Source organism: Microbacterium sp. zg-B185, assembly GCF_030246885.1.
Taxonomy (GTDB): Bacteria; Actinomycetota; Actinomycetes; order Actinomycetales; family Microbacteriaceae; genus Microbacterium.
Genome location: NZ_CP126739.1, coordinates 858,151 through 875,877, shown reverse-complemented (window position 1 = coordinate 875,877; position 17,727 = coordinate 858,151). Strand labels below are relative to the sequence as shown.

Sequence of the window (17,727 nt, the reverse complement as noted above, 5' to 3'; positions counted from 1 at the left end):
CGGGCACGCCCCCTGGTTCGCCGGTTCTCTAGGCTGGACTACCGGACCGACCTGATTCCCGCAGAGTCGCCCGCTCCCGGCATCCGAGCACCAATCGGATGCTCCTCCGAAAGGACCCCCATGCTCCGCCGCACCACCCTTGCCGCCACCGCCCTCCTCGCCGCAGGAGCGCTGCTGCTCTCGGCGTGCACCAGTGGCAGTGCGACGCCCGAGCCGACCACCTCGAGCGCACCCGACCCGGATGCGTCCGCGGTGATCCGGCTGGTGCTCGAGCCGGGCAACCTGGACATCCGTGAGACGGCGGGCGCCGCGCTGGATCAGATCCTGGTGGACAACATCTATCAGGGGCTGATCTCCCGCACCGCCGAGCAGGACATCGTCCCGGCGCTGGCGGAGGAATGGGATGTGTCGCCGGACGGTCTGACCTACACGTTCACGCTGCGCGAGGGGGTCACCTTCCACGACGGCCAGGCGCTGACCCCGCAGGATGTGGTGTGGACGCTGACGACCCGCAAGAACACCCCGGAGTGGAGCGACTCGCGGCGGCTGGCGAACGTGGCCACCATCGCCGCGGACGGCCAGAACGTCGTGCTGACGCTGAGCGCGCCGGATTCCAGCCTGCTGTGGAACCTCACCGGTCGGGCCGGTCTCATCCTCAAGGAGGGTGACACCGTCGACTACCAGACAAAGGCCAACGGCACCGGCCCGTTCACGCTGGCCGGCTGGCGCCAGGGCGACAGCATCACGTTCGCCCGCAACGAGGCCTACTGGGGCGACAAAGCGCAGGTCGCCGAGGTCGTCTTCGACTACATCCCCGACAACCAGGCCGCGCTGAACGCCGCCCTGGCCGGTGAGGTCGACGCGGTGACCGGGTTCGACGCGAATCTGCAGGAGCAGGTCGAGGCCACCGGCGCGTTCGCCCTGGTCACCGGCCCGTCCACCGACAAGGGCACGCTGGCGTTCAATCAGACCTCGGGGCCGCTCGCCGACAAGCGGGTGCGTCAGGCGATCCGCCAGGCCATCGACCACGACGCGTTCGTCGAGGCGCTCGCCTCCGGCGAGACGATGTACGGTCCCATCCCTTCCCTCGATCCGGGCTTCGAGGACCTCGCCGACGTCGCCCCGTACGACCCGGACGCCGCGCGGGACCTGCTGGCCGAGGCCGGCGCCGAGGACATCACGCTGGAGCTGACCATCCCCAGCTTCTACTCCACCACCATCCCGCAGATCCTGGTGTCGGACCTGAACGAGGTGGGCATCACGCTCGAGGTCAATTCGGTCGACTTCCCCACCTGGCTCAACGACGTCTACATCAACCAGGACTACGACCTGAGCTTCGTGCTGCACACCGAAGCACGCGACTTCGAGAACTGGGCCGATCCGGACTACTACTTCACCTACGACAACCCGGAGGTGCAGGCCCTGTTCACGCAGTCCCTGGCCGCCACCGACGAAGGCGAGGCCGCAGAACTGCTCGCGGATGCCGCGCGCATCGTCTCCGAGGACGCCGCCGCCGACTGGCTCTACAACGGCGCCTCGGTCGTCGCGGTGGGCACTAACATCGCGGGTATGCCGTCGGTCAACGTCAACGAGCGCCTCAACCTCGCAGAGCTCGCCAAGAGCAACGGGTGATCCGCTACACGCTGACGCGGCTGGCCCTGCTCCTGCTCGGTCTTCTCGTCGCCAGCGTGCTGATCTTCCTGACCCTGCGAGTGCTTCCCGGTGACATCGCGCAGCTCATCGCCGGCACCAACAGCACGCCGGAGCAGATCGAAGGGATCCGGGAACGCCTCGGGCTGAACCAGGCGCTGCCCGTTCAGTACCTGGACTGGATCGGCGGAGTGTTCCGCGGGGATCTCGGCTCCTCGCTGCTGACCGGCTCCAGCGTGACGGCGGAGCTGGCCGAGAAGGCGCAGGTGACGGTCCCGCTCGGCATCCTCTCCATGACGATCGCGCTGCTGTTCAGCCTGCCGCTCGGTGTCCTCTCCGCGATGCGCCGCGGCCGCGCGGCCGGCACCGCGCTGAGCGTCGGCGCGCAGGCGATGGCCGCAGTCCCGGTGGTGTGGGCCGGCATGATGCTCGTGGTCGTCTTCGCGGTGTGGCTGGGCTGGCTGCCCGCGCAGGGCTTTCCGCGCGCCGGGTGGCAGGATCCCGCTGCCGCGCTGCGCTCGCTCCTGCTGCCTGCGCTGACGATCGGCATCGTGGAGGGAGCAATGCTGATGCGCTTCGTGCGCAGCGCGACGATGCAGGCGATCGGTCAGGACTATGTCCGCACCGCGGCCGCGAAAGGGCTGACGCGCAACGCCGCCCTCATCCGGCACGGCCTGCCCAACGTCGGGCTGTCCGTCGTCACCGTGCTGGGCCTGCAGGTGGCCGGGATCATCGTCGGCGCGGTCGTCATCGAGCAGCTGTTCACGCTGCCCGGAGTGGGCAGGATGCTGGTGGACGACGTGAGCAGACGCGACCTGCCGAAGGTCCAGGGCGAGCTGCTCGTGCTGACCGGGTTCGTCCTGGTCGTCGGATTCCTCGTCGACCTGGTGCACCGCGTCCTTGACCCGCGGCAACGGGAGGCGACATGACCGCGGTCAGCCCAGGCGCGCACGCCGGACGCTGGAGGTGGCTACGTCGATTGTGGGCACTGTCCACCGGCCGGTTCGGTCTGGTCGTGGTCGCGGTGGTTGCCCTGACGGCGCTCGTGGCGCTGTTCTGGACGCCCTTCGACCCGCGCCAGGTGGAGATCGCGAACCGGTGGGCGCTGCCGGGCTGGCCGCACCTGATGGGAACCGACGGGTCCGGCCGCGACATCCTGAGCCTGCTCATGGCGGGTTCGCGCACGACCGTGGTCGTCGCAGTGGGAGCCGGCGTGATCGCGACCCTCATCGGCATCGCTCTGGCCGGGCTCGGTGCCCTGACCGCGCGGTGGATCCGCGAGTCGGTCGCGGTGCTGGTGGACATCCTCATCGCATTCCCGGTGCTGATCATCGCCATGATGATCAGCGCGGTGTGGGGCGGATCGCTGGCCGTGGTGATCTGGTCGGTCGGAATCGGCTTCGGCGTCAACATCGCGCGCGTGACCCGACCCGAGTTGCGCCGCGTGCTGCACAGCGACTTCGTGCTGGCCGGGCGGGCCTCCGGGCTGTCCCCCCTACAGAATCTGTGGCGTCATCTGCTGCCCAACGTCGCCCCGGTCTTCATCGTCCAGCTGTCCTGGGGCATGGCGGTCGCGGTGCTCGCCGAGGCGGGTCTGTCCTACCTCGGTTTCGGCGCCCCGGTCACAGAGCCGTCCTGGGGTCTGCTGCTGGCCGAGCTGCAGCAGTACATCACGGTCTATCCGCTGTCGGTGCTGTGGCCGGGGTTGGCGATCACCTTCACGGTCCTCGGGTTGAATCTGCTCGGTGATGCGCTGCGGGAGGCCACCGACCCGACGCTCTCGCGCGGCCGGGACCCGCTGCACCCGCCACGCGGGGCGATCCGGCACGTCCCGGAGGTGGTCGCGTGAGCCTCGAAGTGACGGATCTGAGCGTCAACATCGACGGCCGCCGGGTCGTCGACGGCGTGTCCTTCGCGGTGCCCGACGGCGCGCGGGTGGGTTTGATCGGCGAGTCCGGATCAGGCAAGTCCCTGACCGCCCTCGCGATCCTCGGCCTGTTGCCCGACGGCGCGGAGGCCGGTGGCAGCGTCCGCTGGAACGGGCGGGAACTGATCGGCATGACCGACCGCGAGCTCGCGACGCTGCGCGGCGATGAGATCGGCATCGTGTTCCAGGAACCGCGCACCGCGCTGAACCCGATCCGCACGATCGGTCGTCAGATCGCCGAGTCGGTCCGCATCCACGAGGGCCTGTCGCGTACGCAGGCCCGCGCGAGGGCGGTCGCCGAAGCATCCCGCGTCGCCCTGCCTGATCCGGAGCGCATCGTCGCCCGCTACCCGCACCAGCTCTCCGGCGGTCAGCGTCAGCGTGCCGCGATCGCGATGGCGCTCGCCTGCCGGCCGCGCCTGCTGATCGCGGATGAGCCGACCACGGCGCTGGATGTGACCATCCAGTCCGAGATCCTCGAGCTGATGCTCTCCCTCGTGCAGGACGACGGCATGTCGCTGGTCTTCATCACGCACGACCTCGCGGTACTGTCCCAGATCGCGACGCACGGGGTCGTGCTCGAGCACGGCCGCGTCGTGGAGACCGCGCCCATCTCGACGCTGCTGAGCGCGCCCTCCTCCCCCGTCACGCAGGGGCTGCTGCGGGATGCGACCGCCACGCTCTGGCGCCCCGGGGGTGTGCGATGACGCAGTTCCTGGTGCGCGCCCGCGGGCTGACGCGCCGCTATCCGGTCCCGCGGCAGAGCATGTTCGAGCGCACGACGTACACGACCGCGCTGGCGGATGCGGATCTGGACGTGCGCGCCGGATCGGCTCTCGGCATCATCGGCGAGTCCGGGTCGGGCAAGTCCACCCTGGTGCGGCTGCTGCTGGCGCTGGATGTCCCGACCGCGGGCACCGTCGAGTTCGACGGCAGACCGGTGGATGCCGCAGCCAGCGCCCATTCGCTGCACTGGCTGCGCCGCGAGACCGGCATCGTGTTCCAGGATCCGTATGCGTCGCTGGACCCGCGGATGAGCGTCGGACGCATCATCGGCGAACCGCTCTGGGCGCTGGGCATCGAGGGTGACCGCCGCGCACGCGTGCGGGAGGTGCTCGAAGAGGTCGGGCTGGAGCCGGAGATGGCCGAGCGGTTCCCGCACGAGTTCTCCGGTGGCCAGCGTCAGCGGATCGCGATCGCGCGGGCGGTCGTGCACCGGCCCAAGCTCCTGGTCGGCGACGAGCCGCTCTCGGCCCTGGATGTGACCGTCCGCGCCCAGATCCTCGAGCTGCTGCGCGAGCTGCGTGTGCGCGACCGGCTGACCCTCGTGCTGGTCTCGCACGATATCGGCGTGGTGCAGAACCTCTGCGACGAAGTGATCGTGATGAAGGACGGCCGCATCGTGGAGGAGGGCCCGACCGAAAAGGTCCTGATGCAGCCGCAGGTCGCCTATACCCGGCGCCTGCTCGCGTCGATCCCGGTCATCGAGCCGGGCTCGTCCTGACCGCCGCGGGTAAGGCCCGCCCCACTCGGCGCTCCTCCCGCCACTCGGCTCCCCTGTCACGAAACGCAGGCCCGCGCGGCGGGTCGTGACAGGCGAGCAGGAGTCGGCGGCCGTCAGTCAGCTCCCCCGTCACGAACCGCGGGCCCGCGCGGCGCGTCGTGACAGGCGAGCAGGAGTCGGCGGCCGTCAGTCAGCTCCCCCGTCACGAACCGCAGGCCCGCCCCGCGCGTCGTGACAGGCGAGCGGGAGTCGGCACCTGTCAGTCAGCTCCCCCGTCACGACCTACCGACCCCACCGGCGCGTCGTGACAGGCGTGCAGGAGTCGGCGGCTTCGCGCCGCTTCCTGCACAGGGGCCCCGCCGCACCCGCGATCCACGAAACCGCGCGGACTGGACAGCGCGCGGTCCGGAGGCGGACACCCTGGGCGGATGCGTGAACAATCGTTGCCGGCCAGCCTCGGCGCTCATTTCAGCGTCGCTGCCGCGATCCGCGCCGGCGTGCCTGCCTCGCGCCTCAGAAGAACGGATCTGCACAGACCCTTCCACGGTGTCCGCGCCCGCCCCGACCCGGGCGACGATGAGTTCGACCGATTCGGCCGGCCCCTCGGTCCGGCCGAACGCGATCACCTGCGCCTTGCCCGCGAGTACGCCGAGTGGATGGCCGACGGACACTTCTTCAGCCACCTCACCGCCGCGGTCATCTGGGGACTCCCCGTTCCGCGGTCGCTGGTGGAGCGTCCGGAGGTCGATGTCAGCGTGTTCCCGCCGCTGCGCCTTCCGCGGAGCCGGGGCGTTCGTGGTCACGAGACCACGCCGCGGTTGACCACGATCCGTCGTGATGCACGAACCGGGCTGCTCGTCGCATCTCCGGCCTCGACGTGGGCGATGCTCGGTGCGACGTTTCGCGATCCCTACGACCTCGTTGCGGCCGGCGACGCTGCCATCCGGGACTGGCGGGTGCCCTCACCACTGGCCACGCTCGCCGAACTCGAGGCAGCCGTTCGATCCGGACGCCGGGTGGGCATCCCCGCGCTCCGCGCTGCCCTGCCGCAGCTGCGCACGCGCTCCGCTTCGCGGCCGGAGACCGTGGCTCGACTGACACTCGTGAGCGCGCTCCTGCCCGAGCCTGAGCTGAACGTCGACGTTCTCGAGGCTGGTGTGCGGCTGGCATGCGTGGATCTGGCCTACCCCGACCTGAAGATCGGGATCGAGTACGAGGGCGAACACCACTTCCTCGACCCGGAACAGTGGGCACACGACATCCTGCGCTACGAGCGGCTCGCGGCGGCGGGCTGGCAGGTGATCCGGGTGACGAAGGCGGAACTGTTCGCGCATCCCAGCACGTTCATCGCCCGCGTGCGCGCAGCGATCACGCAGCGGTCCTGACCCGGCGCCCGTTCGCTCGCCCGTCACGAACTGCCAGCCCGCCCGGCGTGTCATGACAGGCGAGCAGCGCGGCGACGCGACAGGCGAGCAGCGCGGCGACACGACAGGCGAGCGGAGCGGCGACGCGACAGGCGAGCAGCCGCCCACAGTCCCCCTCGACCGGCTTCCGCCGTCACGAACTGCCAGCCCGCCCGGCGTGTCATGACAGGCGAGCGGGGCGGCGACGCGACAGGCGAGCAGCGCGGCGACGCGACAGGGGCGCGGCATCCGGGCTGCGTGTCGGGCGCGAGGGTTAGCCTCGAACCATGACGCACGCGATCGTCCCTCCGTATCTGCTTGCCAGGATCGCCGCAGTGCAGGAGCCCGCGTGGGCGCGCGCCGCCGAGGCCGCGCGGAGCACGCTGGAGACCCCGCGCGAGTACCGGCCGGTCCGCTCCCGTCTGCGCATATCGATCGGCGAACCGGGAACACTCGTCGTGGAGAGCGGACCGGCACCCGACCGCACGGTCTCCGACGCGCAGAACCGCGAGCAGCTGCCCGGTGTCCGCGTGCGCGGCGAGGACGACCCGCCGAGCGGCGACGTCGCCGTCGATGAGGCCTTCGACGGGCTCGGGGCCACGTTCGACTTCTTCTGGGATGCCTATGGCCGCAGCAGCATCGACGGCGCCGGCAGTCCGCTGCTGGCGACCGTGCACTACGGCCGCGACTACGACAACGCCTTCTGGAACGGCGAGCGGATGGTGTTCGGCGACGGCGACGGCGAGGTGTTCGTCGGATTCACCGGCTCCCTGACCGTGATCGCGCACGAGCTCACGCACGGGATGACCGAGCACGAGGTCGGCCTCGTCTACGAGGGCCAGTCCGGGGCGCTGAACGAGTCCGTCTCGGACGTCTTCGGCGCGCTCGCCGAGCAGCACTCCCTGGGGCAGACGGTCGAGCAGGGCTCCTGGCTGATCGGCGCGGGCATCTTCACCGCGGCCGTGCAGGGAGTCGCGCTGCGCTCGCTGGCCGCACCCGGAACGGCGTATGACGATGACGTCCTCGGCCGTGACCCGCAGCCGGCGCATATGGACGGGTACGTGCAGACCAGTGACGACAACGGCGGCGTGCACATCAATTCCGGCATTCCCAACCATGCGTTCTACCTCACCGCCCGAGCCCTCGGCGGCCGCGCCTGGGAGCGAGCTGGGCTGATCTGGTACCGCGCCCTCACCTCAGGGTCGCTGTCCTCGACGGCGGACTTCACGGCCTTCGCCGCCGCCACCCTGGCCGCGGCCGAGGCGGAGTACGGTGAGGACTCGGAGGAGGTCGATGCGGTCCGAGCGGGCTGGACGGGCGTCGGTGTGCGGAATGGACGAAGCGGCGGAATCGCCTGAGAGCGCGGGCGCCGAGGAGGCGAACCACAGCGGGGATCAAGGCGTGACGGCGATCTCCGTCACCGTGACGCGGACCGGGGGATTCGCCGGACTGCGGCGGACGTGGCGCGCGCAGCCCGACGCCGACGCCGCGCCGCAGTGGATCGCGCTCATCGACGAATGCCCGTGGGATGCCGCGACTCCGGGCCGCGCTCTGCCCCCGAGTGGCGCGGATCGCTTCGTATGGCACGTGGACGCCCGCTGCGGCGACGCGGAGCGTGCGGCGGCGCTGGCCGATCCCGAAGTGCAGGGTCCGTGGCGCGACCTCATCGACGCGGTGCGGTCGGCCGCGCGGTCGCCCGCCCGCCCTTAGCGCCCACGACCGACGCCGCGCGGTCGCCCGCCCTTAGCGCCCACGACCGCCCCGGCGACCCATCGCCGCGCCGGTCCCGGACGCCGGTCACCGTCGGAAGAGGCTCTTCTTCTTCGGGGGTTTGAGGTGCTTCTGCATGTAGATCGTCCCCAGCCACCGGCCGAACTTGAAGCCCACCCGTCCCATGCGTCCGACCTCGACGAAGCCGAGTTTCTCGTGCAGGGCGATGGATGCCTCAGCGCCCTTGTCGCTGATCACCGCCACGATCTCGCGGATCCCGGCCGCCTCGCAGGCTTCGATGAGCGCCTGCAGGAGCGCGCGGCCCAGGCCTTTGCCCGCCGCCGCATGCCCGAGGTAGATCGAGTTCTCCACTGAGTAGCGGTACGCGGACTTGCTCGACATCGGCTGCACCAGCGCGTACCCGAGGATCTGGCCGGACGGCGACTGTGCGACCAGGAAGGGGAGCTTGAGTTTGGCCAGGTACGCGGCCTTGTCCCGCCATTGGGCCAACGTCCACTTCTTCTCGTCGAAGGTGACCACGGAGTTGGTCACGTAGTAGTTGTAGATCTCCCGGATGTCGGGGATGTCGCGGTCCTCGACCGGCCGGATCGTGAAGGAGAATTCCGGCTCCGGCGCGGGGAGCCTGCGCAGGTGGCGCGGCAGCCTGCGACGGTCGCGGTCGTATTCCTCCTCCAGCATGCCGACAGCCTACGCTCAGCCCGGCAGTCGCCAGTCGATGGGTTCGGCACCCTGCTGGACGAGCATGTCGTTCGCCCGCGAGAACGGCCGCGACCCGAAGAAGCCGCGGTTCGCCGACAGCGGAGACGGGTGCGGCGATTCGACGATCGGGGTGGTGCCCAGCAGCGGGCGCAGGTTGCCGGCATCCCGCCCCCACAGGATCGCCACCAGCGGCCCTCCGCGGGCGACCAGTTCGCGAATGGCGTGCTCGGTGACCTTCTCCCACCCCCACCCGCGGTGGGATGCCGGTGCTCCGGGTGCGACGGTCAGCACGCGGTTCAGCAGCACAACGCCCTGATCGCTCCACCCGGACAGGTCCCCGTGTGTCGCGGGCGGGATCCCGAGGTCCTCGTTCAGCTCCCGGTAGATGTTCGACAGGCTCCGCGGAAGCGGCCGCACGTGCTTGTCCACGGCGAAGGACAGGCCGATCGGATGACCCGGCGTCGGGTACGGGTCCTGGCCGACGATGAGCACCTTCGCGCCGGCCAGCGGGCGCTGGAAGGCGCGCAGCACATGGTCACCGGCGGGCAGGTAGCCGCGACCGGCGGCGGTTTCCGCACGCAGGCGCTCCCCCAGTTCCGCGATCACCGGCGCGACGGGAGCCAGCGCCCCTGCCCACCCGGCATCGATCAGGCCGGCGTCGGCGAGTTGGGTCAGTGACCGGGGCATCCCTCAGGCTCCTGGTTCGTCTCGGCGTGAGGCGGTCAGACCTCGGCGTTGCGCACCCGGAGCGGACCGCGCGCGAGCAGGTGCTGCGCGGACTGCGCCACCGGGCGCATCGTGATCAGGTCCAGGTTCACGTGACCGGGCGCGTTCAGCGCGTAGGCGATGACGTCTGCGACATCCTCGGCGGTGAGCGGGTTCGTCACGCCCTCGTAGACCCGCTCGGCGGCATACTGGTCACCGCCCAGCCGGTTGAGGGTGAACTCCTCGGTGAACACCATGCCCGGCGCGACCTCGATCACGCGGATCGGCTCCCCGTTCAGCTCGAGTCTGAGCGCGTGCGCGAGCATCGCCTCGCCCGCTTTGGCCGCGTTGTATCCGGAGCCGCCCGGGTAGGCCGTCACCGCTGCGGTGGAGGTCACGAAGAGGGTGTCGGCATGGCCGTCGGATGCCGCGGCCGCACGCAGCTGAGGAAGCAGCGCCGCCACGAGGCGCTGGGCGGACAGCACGTTCGCCTCGAACATCCACTGCCAGTCGGCGGGACGGGCGTCCTCGACACGCTCGGTGCCGCGTGCCCCGCCCGCGACGTGGACCAGCGCGTGGACGGGTCCGGTGTCGGCCAGCCACAGGGCGAGCGCATCGACGTCTTCCTGCCTAGTCAGATCCGCCGCGAACGCGACCACGCCGGTCGCCTCCTCCAGCGCCTGCAGACGGTCGGCACGTCGCGCGACGCCGACGACGTCCCATCCGCCGGCGCGGAGCGCGCGCGCGGCGGCCTCACCGATCCCCGAACTCGCCCCGGTCACCACTGCACGTCGCGTCGCCATGCGACAACGCTACCCAGGTTCGCGTCGCCTGCAGCACCGCCTGCCGGTCTGCGGGTGCCACCGCCGCGCTGCGGGGTGTTACGTCACATTTCCCCTTCGTTGTCGACGAACACGAGACTGCCTAGTCTCGGTTCAGGCCGCGGTGTCCGCCGCCGCCGCCCGACAGACCCGCAGGAGTACGCACATGTCCGCACCCGAGAACTGGCGTTTCGAGACCAAGCAGATCCACTCCGGCGCCCAGCCCGACCCGGTGACCAAAGCCCGCGCCACCCCCATCTACCAGACGACCTCCTACGTCTTCGACAACACCACGCACGCCGCCAACCTCTTCGCGCTGGCGGAGTTCGGGAACATCTACACGCGCATCCAGAACCCGACGCAGGATGTCGTCGAGCAGCGCGTCGCAGCTCTCGAGGGTGGCACCGGCGCCCTCCTCGTCGCCAGCGGCCAGGCGGCCGAGACGTTCGCGGTGCTGAACATCGCCGAGGCGGGAGATCACATCGTCTCGTCCAGCTCGATCTACGGCGGCACCTACAACCTGTTCAAGTACACGCTGAAGAAGCTCGGGATCGACGTCACGTTCGTCGAGAACCAGGACGATGCGGAGGAGTGGCGCGCGGCCGTCCGGCCGAACACCAAGCTGTTCTTCGCCGAGACGATCGGCAACCCGAAGATCAACATCCTCGACATCCGCCTGGTTGCCGACGTCGCGCATGCGAACGGCGTCCCCCTCATCGTGGACAACACGATCGCCACCCCGTACCTGATCAAGCCCTTCGAGTTCGGTGCGGACATCATCGTGCACTCGGCCACGAAGTTCCTGGGCGGCCACGGCACCGTCATCGGCGGCGTCATCGTCGACGGCGGCACGTTCGAGTGGTCCAAGAACGTCGACAAGTTCCCCGGCCTGACCGTTCCGGATCCCAGCTATCACGGCGCGAGCTACACGGCGGCGGTCGGAGACAGCCTGGCGTACATCATCAAGGCCCGTGTGCAGCTGCTGCGCGACCTCGGTGCCGCCATCTCCCCGCAGAGCGCATGGCTGCTGATCCAAGGCATCGAGACACTGTCGCTGCGGATCGAACGCCACGTGCAGAACGCTCAGGAGACCGCCGAGTGGCTGGAGGATCACCCCGACGTCGCCTCGGTCAACTACTCGGGCCTGCCCAGTTCACCCTGGTATGCCAAGGCCAACGAGTACGCCCCCAAGGGCGTGGGCGCCGTGCTGTCCTTCGAGCTGAAGGGCGGTGTCGAGGCGGGCCGTGAGTTCGTGAACACATTGACCCTGTTCAGTCACCTCGCGAACATCGGCGACGTCCGCTCGCTGGTGATCCACCCCGCCTCCACCACGCACTCGCAGCTCACCCCCGAGCAGCAGCTCACCAGCGGCGTCACACCGGGCCTGGTGCGGCTGTCGCTCGGACTGGAGAACATCGACGACCTCAAGGCCGACCTCGAGCAGGCGCTGGCCGCTGCGCGCCGGGTCAGCGAGGCCGCTCGCGCCTGAGCGCTGCGTTCCGCATCCGAACGCCCGGTCACCTCATGGCCGGGCGTTCGGTCGTCCGGCCACGCTCTCAGCCGTCGTCCCACCATCGCAGGACGCGCATCGCCCGCAGCGTGACCCACCGGCTCGGGAACCCCTCGTGCTCGCCCTCCATCGCGAACGCGGTGGGACCCTGGTGGGTCTGCTCCAGCTTCCACAGCCCGAACGGGAGCTGCTTGCCGCGGACGAGCTCGACGGCCTCCGCGCAGCGCGGGTCGCGCTCGGAATGCGCCCGACGGAGGTAGTCGAGCCCACGCAGCACGTCGTAGTACCACCGGGTCGGGAAGGACGGCATCGTGAACCGGGGGTCGATCGTCTCCCCGGTGGATGCGCGTCGGAACAGACGCCGCTCCAGCAGGTACTCGTCCCCCTTCGCGCGCGCTGCCGCCGCGGCATCCGATCCGCCGGTCGCCTGCTCCCACGCCCACAGCCCCTCGAGCACGCAGACGGTGGAGTGGAACGACGAGCGGCTCGTGCCGTCCTCGTCCCAGCAGTTCCACCCGCCGTCGGGCAGCTGACCGGCCAGCAGCGTCTCGACGATGCGCGACCCGTCCTGCCCGAAGTACGCGGCGTTCGCAAGCGCTCCGCCGTTGACGCACGGCTCGACCTCGCCGTCGAAGTATCGCTGACCGTCATGGTCCCAGCGCACGTTCTCCCGGACCAGGGTGATCGCCTCCACCACTTCGGGCGCCCGCGGATCGGCACCGAAATCCCGCAGCAGCTCGAGCGAAGGATGCGTGGCGGTCCACGCGTCGTAGAACGGCCGGCTCTCATCGACCCACCCGGGCCGGTAGACCCCGTCGTCCCACAGGCCGTTCTCGGCCTGGTCGGCCAGCAGCCGCGCTCCCCACCCCTCGGTGGCCACACGCGCCCGCTCGGCGGCGACCTCGTCCTCCGGTGCGCCCGTCAGGTCCCGCAGCACCTGCCAGCGGATCGCGGGATCGGAGTCGAGCAGGTATTCGATCACATCCATGCCGAGCACGGTACTCCCACCGGCGGACACGCGTAACACGCCATCGGGACCCCCGCGGACACGGGAGAATGGGCGGATGGACTGGCAGACCTCCGAAGACACGGTGCCGAGCGCGCCGATCACGGAGGCGGACGCACGGATGCTGCTCGGCCGGCCACCGGCCACCGGGGCGTGGCGCGACGGCGATCCGGTCGGCGAGCGCCGGTTCGCCGGGTTCGGTTCCTTCCGGACGGAGGGCGGGCAGGAGCTGCCCGCGTACCGGCTGGCCTACGAGACCTGGGGGGAGCTGTCCCCCACGCGCGACAACGCCGTGCTGATCCTGCACGCCCTGACCGGCGACAGCCACGTGCGCGGCGACGCCGGGCCGGGCCACCCCACGGAGGGATGGTGGCACGAGATCGTCGGTCCGGGAGCGCCGATCGACACCGATACCTGGTTCGTGGTCGCGCCCAACATGCTCGGCGGCTGCCAGGGCTCCACCGGCCCGTCGAGCATCGCGCCGGACGGCTACGAGTGGGCCTCGCGTTTTCCCTATCTCACGGTCCGCGACCAGGTCGCCGCACAGGTGCGCCTGGCTGACGCACTGGGGATCGACGTGTGGGCCGGTGTCGTGGGCGGGTCGATGGGCGGGATGCACGCCCTGGAATGGGCGATCACCGCACCCGACCGGGTCGAGCGCCTCGGCATCCTCTCGGCGCCACCGGTAAACACCGCCGACCAGATCGCGCTGAACTCGGTGCAGCTTGAAGCGATCCACATCGATCCTCGATTCCAGGGCGGCGAGTACTACGACGCCGGCGACGGCGACGGGCCGCACCGGGGGCTGGCTCTGGCCAGACGCATGGCGCTGCTGAACTACCGCTCCCCCACCGAGCTGAACCAGCGCTTCCAGCGGTCATGGCAGTCCGGAGTCAGTCCGCTCGGGCACGGCGGACGGTTCGCCGTCGCGTCGTACCTGGATTTCCACGGCAACCGCTTCACCCGCAGGTTCGACGCGAACAGTTACATCACGCTGGTCGAGGCGATGAACTCGCACGATGTGGGGCGTGACCGCGGCGGAGTCGAGGAGGCTCTGGGTCGGATCACGGCGCGCACCCTGGTCCTCGGGATCGACAGCGACCGTCTCTTCCCGGTCGACGGTCAGCACCGGATCGCCCGGAACGTGCGGAGGACTCTGGGGGACGGCGCGGTGGTGCTGGCCAGCGACTTCGGGCACGACGGGTTCCTGATCGAGTCGACCGCCGTCGGCGCGCACCTGCGGCGACTGCTGGAGTCACCCGCCCGCTGACCCGGATCAGTCGGTGCGCGTGTAGATCCAGGGCAGCGCGGCCATCTCCAGACGGTGCCGGGATGGCGCGTCGCCCATTGCGTCGTGGTAGGCCGCGTCGCCCTGCCAGAGCAGCATGGGGCCCTCGCCACCGCGTCGCGCGACGGTCTCGAATCGGCGGATGCCGCTCATCCGGGCCATCCCGAGCATGGCGGCCGCATCCGGCTGCGCTGCCAGTTCGTACAGCGTCACCCACGTCGGCGGGTACAGCGTCACCTCTCCGCGGCCGTGGCGGTCCAGCATCTCGGCCGGCTGAACCCACCGGGCGTTCGCGACCTCGTCCGGTGCCAGGGTGAGTGCACCCCCGGGATCGAGGGCGAGGAAGAACCATGTCCTGATGCGCAGCGCGATCCCCGGCGGCGGATCCCAGCAGGACAGGGCCACGAGGGACGCGGCATCCACCCGCAGGCCGGTCTCCTCCTCGGTCTCCCGCGCGCCGGCATGATGGGCGGCGGCCAGTTCGTCCGCCGTGGCGCGCAGGGTGCCCTCGTCCGCGACCGGCCGCGGGCGCCACGCAGTGGGGCGGCTCGGCAGAGCGTGCGCAGCCGCTCGATCGGCGTCCTCCAGCTTGCCGCCCGGGAAGACCCACGCCCCGGCGAACGAGCCGCGGTCGGGTCGCTCGATCATCAGGATCTCGGGTCCGGCCGGCCGATCCCGGACGATCACCACGGTCGCGGCGACCGGGACGTGCGGATCGGTTCCGTCACCGGGCAGCCGCGGACGCGTGTCCGCGGTCACGTCCTCCAGGGCCTGGACGGCGCGGTCGGAGGATGTCGGCTCTGGCATCCGACCAGCCTAGGGCGATCGATCGTGCGGCTGCGGCTGCGGACGTGCGGTGCGCTGAGCGTCAGACCGCTTCGACGTCGCTGTCCCCGGGTGTGTCCAGTGCGCGTTCCAGACGCTCGATCTTGCCGTCGATCTCTCCGCTGAAGCCGGGACGGATGTCCGCTTTCAACACCAGCGAGACACGCGAACCGAACGGCAGCACCGCCTCGGTGGCACGTTTGACCACGTCGAAGACCTCGTCCCACTCCCCCTCGAGCTCTGTGAACATCGAGGTGGTCCGGTGCGGCAGTCCCGACTCGCGCACGATCCGGACGGCCGCGGCCACGGCGTCGTGGACCGAGGCGTCTGCGGGCGCGGGGCCGGTCGGCTCAGCGGAGCCACGCGGGGCGACCGAGGGTGCGCCGCTGGGAGCGACGGAGAAGGCGACGAGCATGAGGACCTCCGGATCAGGCGAGCGGGACGGCGAGGGGCAGACGAGCGCGGGCGCGCTCGGGAACGCGCGCGAGGCGGACGGTCATCCACACCAGGAGCACGACCAGGAGCGCGTTGCGAAGGGTCAGGACCGCGGTCGGGATCGCGCCGGCGTTCAGCAGAGCCCAGTACATCACCGGATAGACCAGCTGGGTCAGCAAGGCGATGCCCAGGCCGAGCCAGGCGGGGGCCCACCAGCGACCGCGGTCCACGACCAGGCCGATCACCAGCGGCGCGATGATCCACGCGATGTACTGCGGCGATCCGACCTTGTTGAACACGACGAACGCCAGGACGAGGGACAGCGCCAGGGGCGGGAACAGTCTGAGGAAGGATGCGCCGCGCCAGGCCTTGTACGCGCCCAGCGCCGCCACGCCGAGCACGGCGATCATCAGCAGCGGCGTCATCACGGCGATCACCGCCTCGACGTGCGGACCGGCCACCTGGAAGGTGAGCAGGTCGCGGTCGTAGTAGATGAACGAGCCAGGGATGCCCAGCACCGCGCGCCACAGGTAGTAGGCGCTGACCGGCGCCTCGAGCTGCAGTCCGCGGTCGGTCTGGCCGGTGATGAAGCCGAACACGTAGCGTCCGCCTCCGGACGCGACCACGGCGATCAGGGTGGCGGCGGACACGATCAGCGCCCCGCCGATGACGGCGAGGCGCTGCCGGACGGCGATCAGCGCCGCGACCAGCAGCGCAGCCGGCCAGACCTTGATCCACGTCGCGACCGCCAGCAGGATCGACGCGAGCCAGGGACGCCGGATCAGCCAGAGGCAGCCCGTCACGGACAGTGCGACGGTCACCCCCTCGAGCCGGTACATGCCGACGGGGCCGAGGAGCAGGATGAACGCCAGCCAGAACCATGCCCCCGCGATCCTTCCGCGGGCGCGGCCGTTGCCCACCAGCAGAGCGAAGGCCAGCGTGTCGCAGATCGTGACCAGGATCGCCCACGCGACCTCGTAGCCCGCGACCCACGTGAACCCCTGCGCGAGGAACATCGGCACCAGCGCGAGCTGCGGGTAGACCCAGGCCTCGGTGATCCCGACGATCCCCCGGCCCTCCATCGCGGCAGCGGACCACGGGCCGTACACGTTGGTCACATCGCCCATCGCCTGGCCGGGGAGGACGAAGCCGAGGACGCCGACGACGAGATGGACGATCGCGAACCCGATCCACAGCACCGCGCGTCTCGACACCTGTCGATTCTAGGCGGGCGTGCGCAGCACTCCCCGGCCGGTTCCGGCTCGGCCGGTTCCGGCTCGGCCGGTTCCGCACGTCGGCGCTCAGGGTGCCGACAGCGCCTCCGCCACCGCGCGCGGCAGAGCCGCCGCGACATCCATCGCGGTGACCGGCCCGCCCAGCGGGCCCAGATCGTCGGCGGCCAAGGTCGCCGCGCGGCCGTGCAGCCACACTGCGGCCGCCGCGAGTGCGCTGAGATCGTCGGCGGATCGCGCGCCGGCCACGAGCGCGCCGATGGCGCCGGCCAGGACGTCGCCGGTACCCGCGGTGGAAAGCCACGGCGTGCCGGCCGAGACTGCTGTGACAGACCCGCCCGGTGCGGCCACGATCGTGACCGCACCCTTCAGGACCACCGTGGCCCCCAGCGCCCCGGCCGTCTCCGCGGCGGCCTCGGCGCGTGCGCCCTCATCCGCCGGAGCGACCTCGGACAGGCGCAGCGCCGCGCGCAGACGCGCATGCTCCCGGGCGTGCGGGGTCACGATCAGCGGACCCGTCGCGCCGGGCACCAGATCCAGGGCACCGGCGTCGGCGATCACGGGCAGCGACGAGGAGAGGATGCCGCGCAGCGCCTCCGTCTCGGCATCCGATCTGACCGCCGCATCCGTACCGGATCCGATCAGCCATGCCTGGACGCGTCCGTCGGCGGTGACGGTCTCGGGACGCCGCTGCAGCACGAGCGAGGTGGGCACGGCCGGCCCGAGGTAGCGCACCATGCCCAGGCCGGTGCGCCACGCGGCCTCGACACCGAGCACGGCCGCGCCGGGATAGGCGTCGGATCCGGTGCGCACGCCCAGGACGCCGCGGGAATACTTGTCATCGTCAACGGTTGGTCTCCGTAGCACGACGGCGGTGTCCTGCACCGTCCACGGATGGACCATGCTCGAGTGGGACGCCCCGGATCCGGACGTCGCCGAACGAGACACGTCGGCACCTGCCGTGCCGGAACGAAACACGTCGGCACCGGAC

At 70.7% G+C, this 17,727-nt stretch carries 18 protein-coding genes; 10 read left to right on the top strand and 8 right to left on the bottom strand.

Annotation, left to right across the window (positions count from 1 at the left end; genetic code table 11):
• Window positions 1–120: 120 nt before the first annotated feature.
• The 8 genes from QNO12_RS04085 (at window position 121) to QNO12_RS04050 (ending at window position 8,194) form a co-directional block, all read left to right on the top strand.
• Window positions 121–1,632, top strand: a complete 1,512-nt coding sequence (locus QNO12_RS04085) for an ABC transporter substrate-binding protein (RefSeq protein ID WP_257502838.1) — start codon at window positions 121–123, stop codon at window positions 1,630–1,632.
• Window positions 1,629–2,579, top strand: a complete 951-nt coding sequence (locus QNO12_RS04080) for an ABC transporter permease (protein WP_257502839.1) — start codon at window positions 1,629–1,631, stop codon at window positions 2,577–2,579. The genes QNO12_RS04085 and QNO12_RS04080 overlap by 4 nt, the downstream gene beginning before the upstream one ends.
• Window positions 2,576–3,499 (top strand): ABC transporter permease, encoded by a 924-nt coding sequence (locus tag QNO12_RS04075; protein WP_257502840.1) that lies wholly within the window; start codon window positions 2,576–2,578, stop codon window positions 3,497–3,499. The genes QNO12_RS04080 and QNO12_RS04075 overlap by 4 nt, the downstream gene beginning before the upstream one ends.
• Window positions 3,496–4,284, top strand: coding sequence for an ATP-binding cassette domain-containing protein (locus QNO12_RS04070; RefSeq protein WP_257502841.1), 789 nt, complete (start codon window positions 3,496–3,498; stop codon window positions 4,282–4,284). Before QNO12_RS04075 ends, QNO12_RS04070 begins: the two co-directional genes overlap by 4 nt.
• Window positions 4,281–5,081 (top strand): ATP-binding cassette domain-containing protein, encoded by an 801-nt coding sequence (locus QNO12_RS04065; protein WP_257502842.1) that lies wholly within the window; start codon window positions 4,281–4,283, stop codon window positions 5,079–5,081. The genes QNO12_RS04070 and QNO12_RS04065 overlap by 4 nt, the downstream gene beginning before the upstream one ends.
• A 428-nt stretch (window positions 5,082–5,509) precedes the next feature.
• Window positions 5,510–6,466, top strand: coding sequence for an endonuclease domain-containing protein (locus tag QNO12_RS04060; protein ID WP_257502844.1), 957 nt, complete (start codon window positions 5,510–5,512; stop codon window positions 6,464–6,466).
• A 305-nt stretch (window positions 6,467–6,771) separates the two neighbouring features.
• Window positions 6,772–7,842 carry a M4 family metallopeptidase gene (locus tag QNO12_RS04055; protein WP_257502845.1) on the top strand — a complete coding sequence of 357 codons (1,071 nt, stop codon included), beginning with the start codon at window positions 6,772–6,774 and terminating at the stop codon, window positions 7,840–7,842.
• A 43-nt stretch (window positions 7,843–7,885) separates the two neighbouring features.
• On the top strand, window positions 7,886–8,194 hold the full coding sequence (locus QNO12_RS04050; RefSeq protein ID WP_257502846.1) for a protealysin inhibitor emfourin: 309 nt from the start codon (window positions 7,886–7,888) through the stop codon (window positions 8,192–8,194).
• Window positions 8,195–8,281: 87 nt separating this feature from the next.
• On the opposite strand, the gene QNO12_RS04045 is transcribed toward QNO12_RS04050, so the two are convergent.
• From QNO12_RS04045 to QNO12_RS04035, 3 genes are read right to left on the bottom strand one after another with little or no spacing between them, the layout of a single operon-like run.
• The gene (locus QNO12_RS04045) at window positions 8,282–8,893 is read right to left on the bottom strand and encodes a GNAT family N-acetyltransferase (RefSeq protein ID WP_257502847.1); all 612 of its coding nucleotides are present in this window, start codon (window positions 8,891–8,893) and stop codon (window positions 8,282–8,284) included.
• Window positions 8,894–8,908: 15 nt separating this feature from the next.
• Window positions 8,909–9,601, bottom strand: coding sequence for a uracil-DNA glycosylase (locus tag QNO12_RS04040; RefSeq protein ID WP_257502848.1), 693 nt, complete (start codon window positions 9,599–9,601; stop codon window positions 8,909–8,911).
• A 35-nt stretch (window positions 9,602–9,636) separates the two neighbouring features.
• Window positions 9,637–10,422 carry an SDR family oxidoreductase gene (locus QNO12_RS04035; RefSeq protein WP_257502849.1) on the bottom strand — a complete coding sequence of 262 codons (786 nt, stop codon included), beginning with the start codon at window positions 10,420–10,422 and terminating at the stop codon, window positions 9,637–9,639.
• A gap of 184 nt (window positions 10,423–10,606) precedes the next feature.
• On the opposite strand from QNO12_RS04035, the gene QNO12_RS04030 reads away from it, so the two are divergent.
• Window positions 10,607–11,929, top strand: coding sequence for a bifunctional o-acetylhomoserine/o-acetylserine sulfhydrylase (locus tag QNO12_RS04030; RefSeq protein ID WP_257502850.1), 1,323 nt, complete (start codon window positions 10,607–10,609; stop codon window positions 11,927–11,929).
• 67 nt (window positions 11,930–11,996) lie between these two features.
• On the opposite strand, the gene QNO12_RS04025 is transcribed toward QNO12_RS04030, so the two are convergent.
• Window positions 11,997–12,938 carry a hypothetical protein gene (locus QNO12_RS04025; RefSeq protein ID WP_257502851.1) on the bottom strand — a complete coding sequence of 314 codons (942 nt, stop codon included), beginning with the start codon at window positions 12,936–12,938 and terminating at the stop codon, window positions 11,997–11,999.
• 76 nt (window positions 12,939–13,014) lie between these two features.
• On the opposite strand from QNO12_RS04025, the gene metX reads away from it, so the two are divergent.
• Entirely contained in the window at window positions 13,015–14,226 is a 1,212-nt protein-coding gene (gene metX, locus QNO12_RS04020) for a homoserine O-acetyltransferase MetX (protein WP_257502852.1), read from the top strand.
• A gap of 6 nt (window positions 14,227–14,232) precedes the next feature.
• Here metX and QNO12_RS04015 read toward each other — a convergent pair whose 3' ends face one another.
• From QNO12_RS04015 to QNO12_RS04000, 4 genes are all read right to left on the bottom strand, one after another.
• Entirely contained in the window at window positions 14,233–15,051 is an 819-nt protein-coding gene (locus QNO12_RS04015) for an NUDIX hydrolase (RefSeq protein WP_257502853.1), read from the bottom strand.
• A 61-nt stretch (window positions 15,052–15,112) separates the two neighbouring features.
• Entirely contained in the window at window positions 15,113–15,484 is a 372-nt protein-coding gene (locus QNO12_RS04010; RefSeq protein WP_257502854.1) for a thiamine-binding protein, read from the bottom strand.
• 13 nt (window positions 15,485–15,497) lie between these two features.
• On the bottom strand, window positions 15,498–16,718 hold the full coding sequence (locus tag QNO12_RS04005) for a glycosyltransferase family protein (RefSeq protein ID WP_257502855.1): 1,221 nt from the start codon (window positions 16,716–16,718) through the stop codon (window positions 15,498–15,500).
• Window positions 16,719–16,805: 87 nt separating this feature from the next.
• A complete protein-coding gene (locus tag QNO12_RS04000) occupies window positions 16,806–17,639 on the bottom strand; it encodes an ADP-dependent NAD(P)H-hydrate dehydratase (protein ID WP_257502973.1) in 834 nt (277 codons plus the stop codon).
• Window positions 17,640–17,727: the final 88 nt, after the last annotated feature.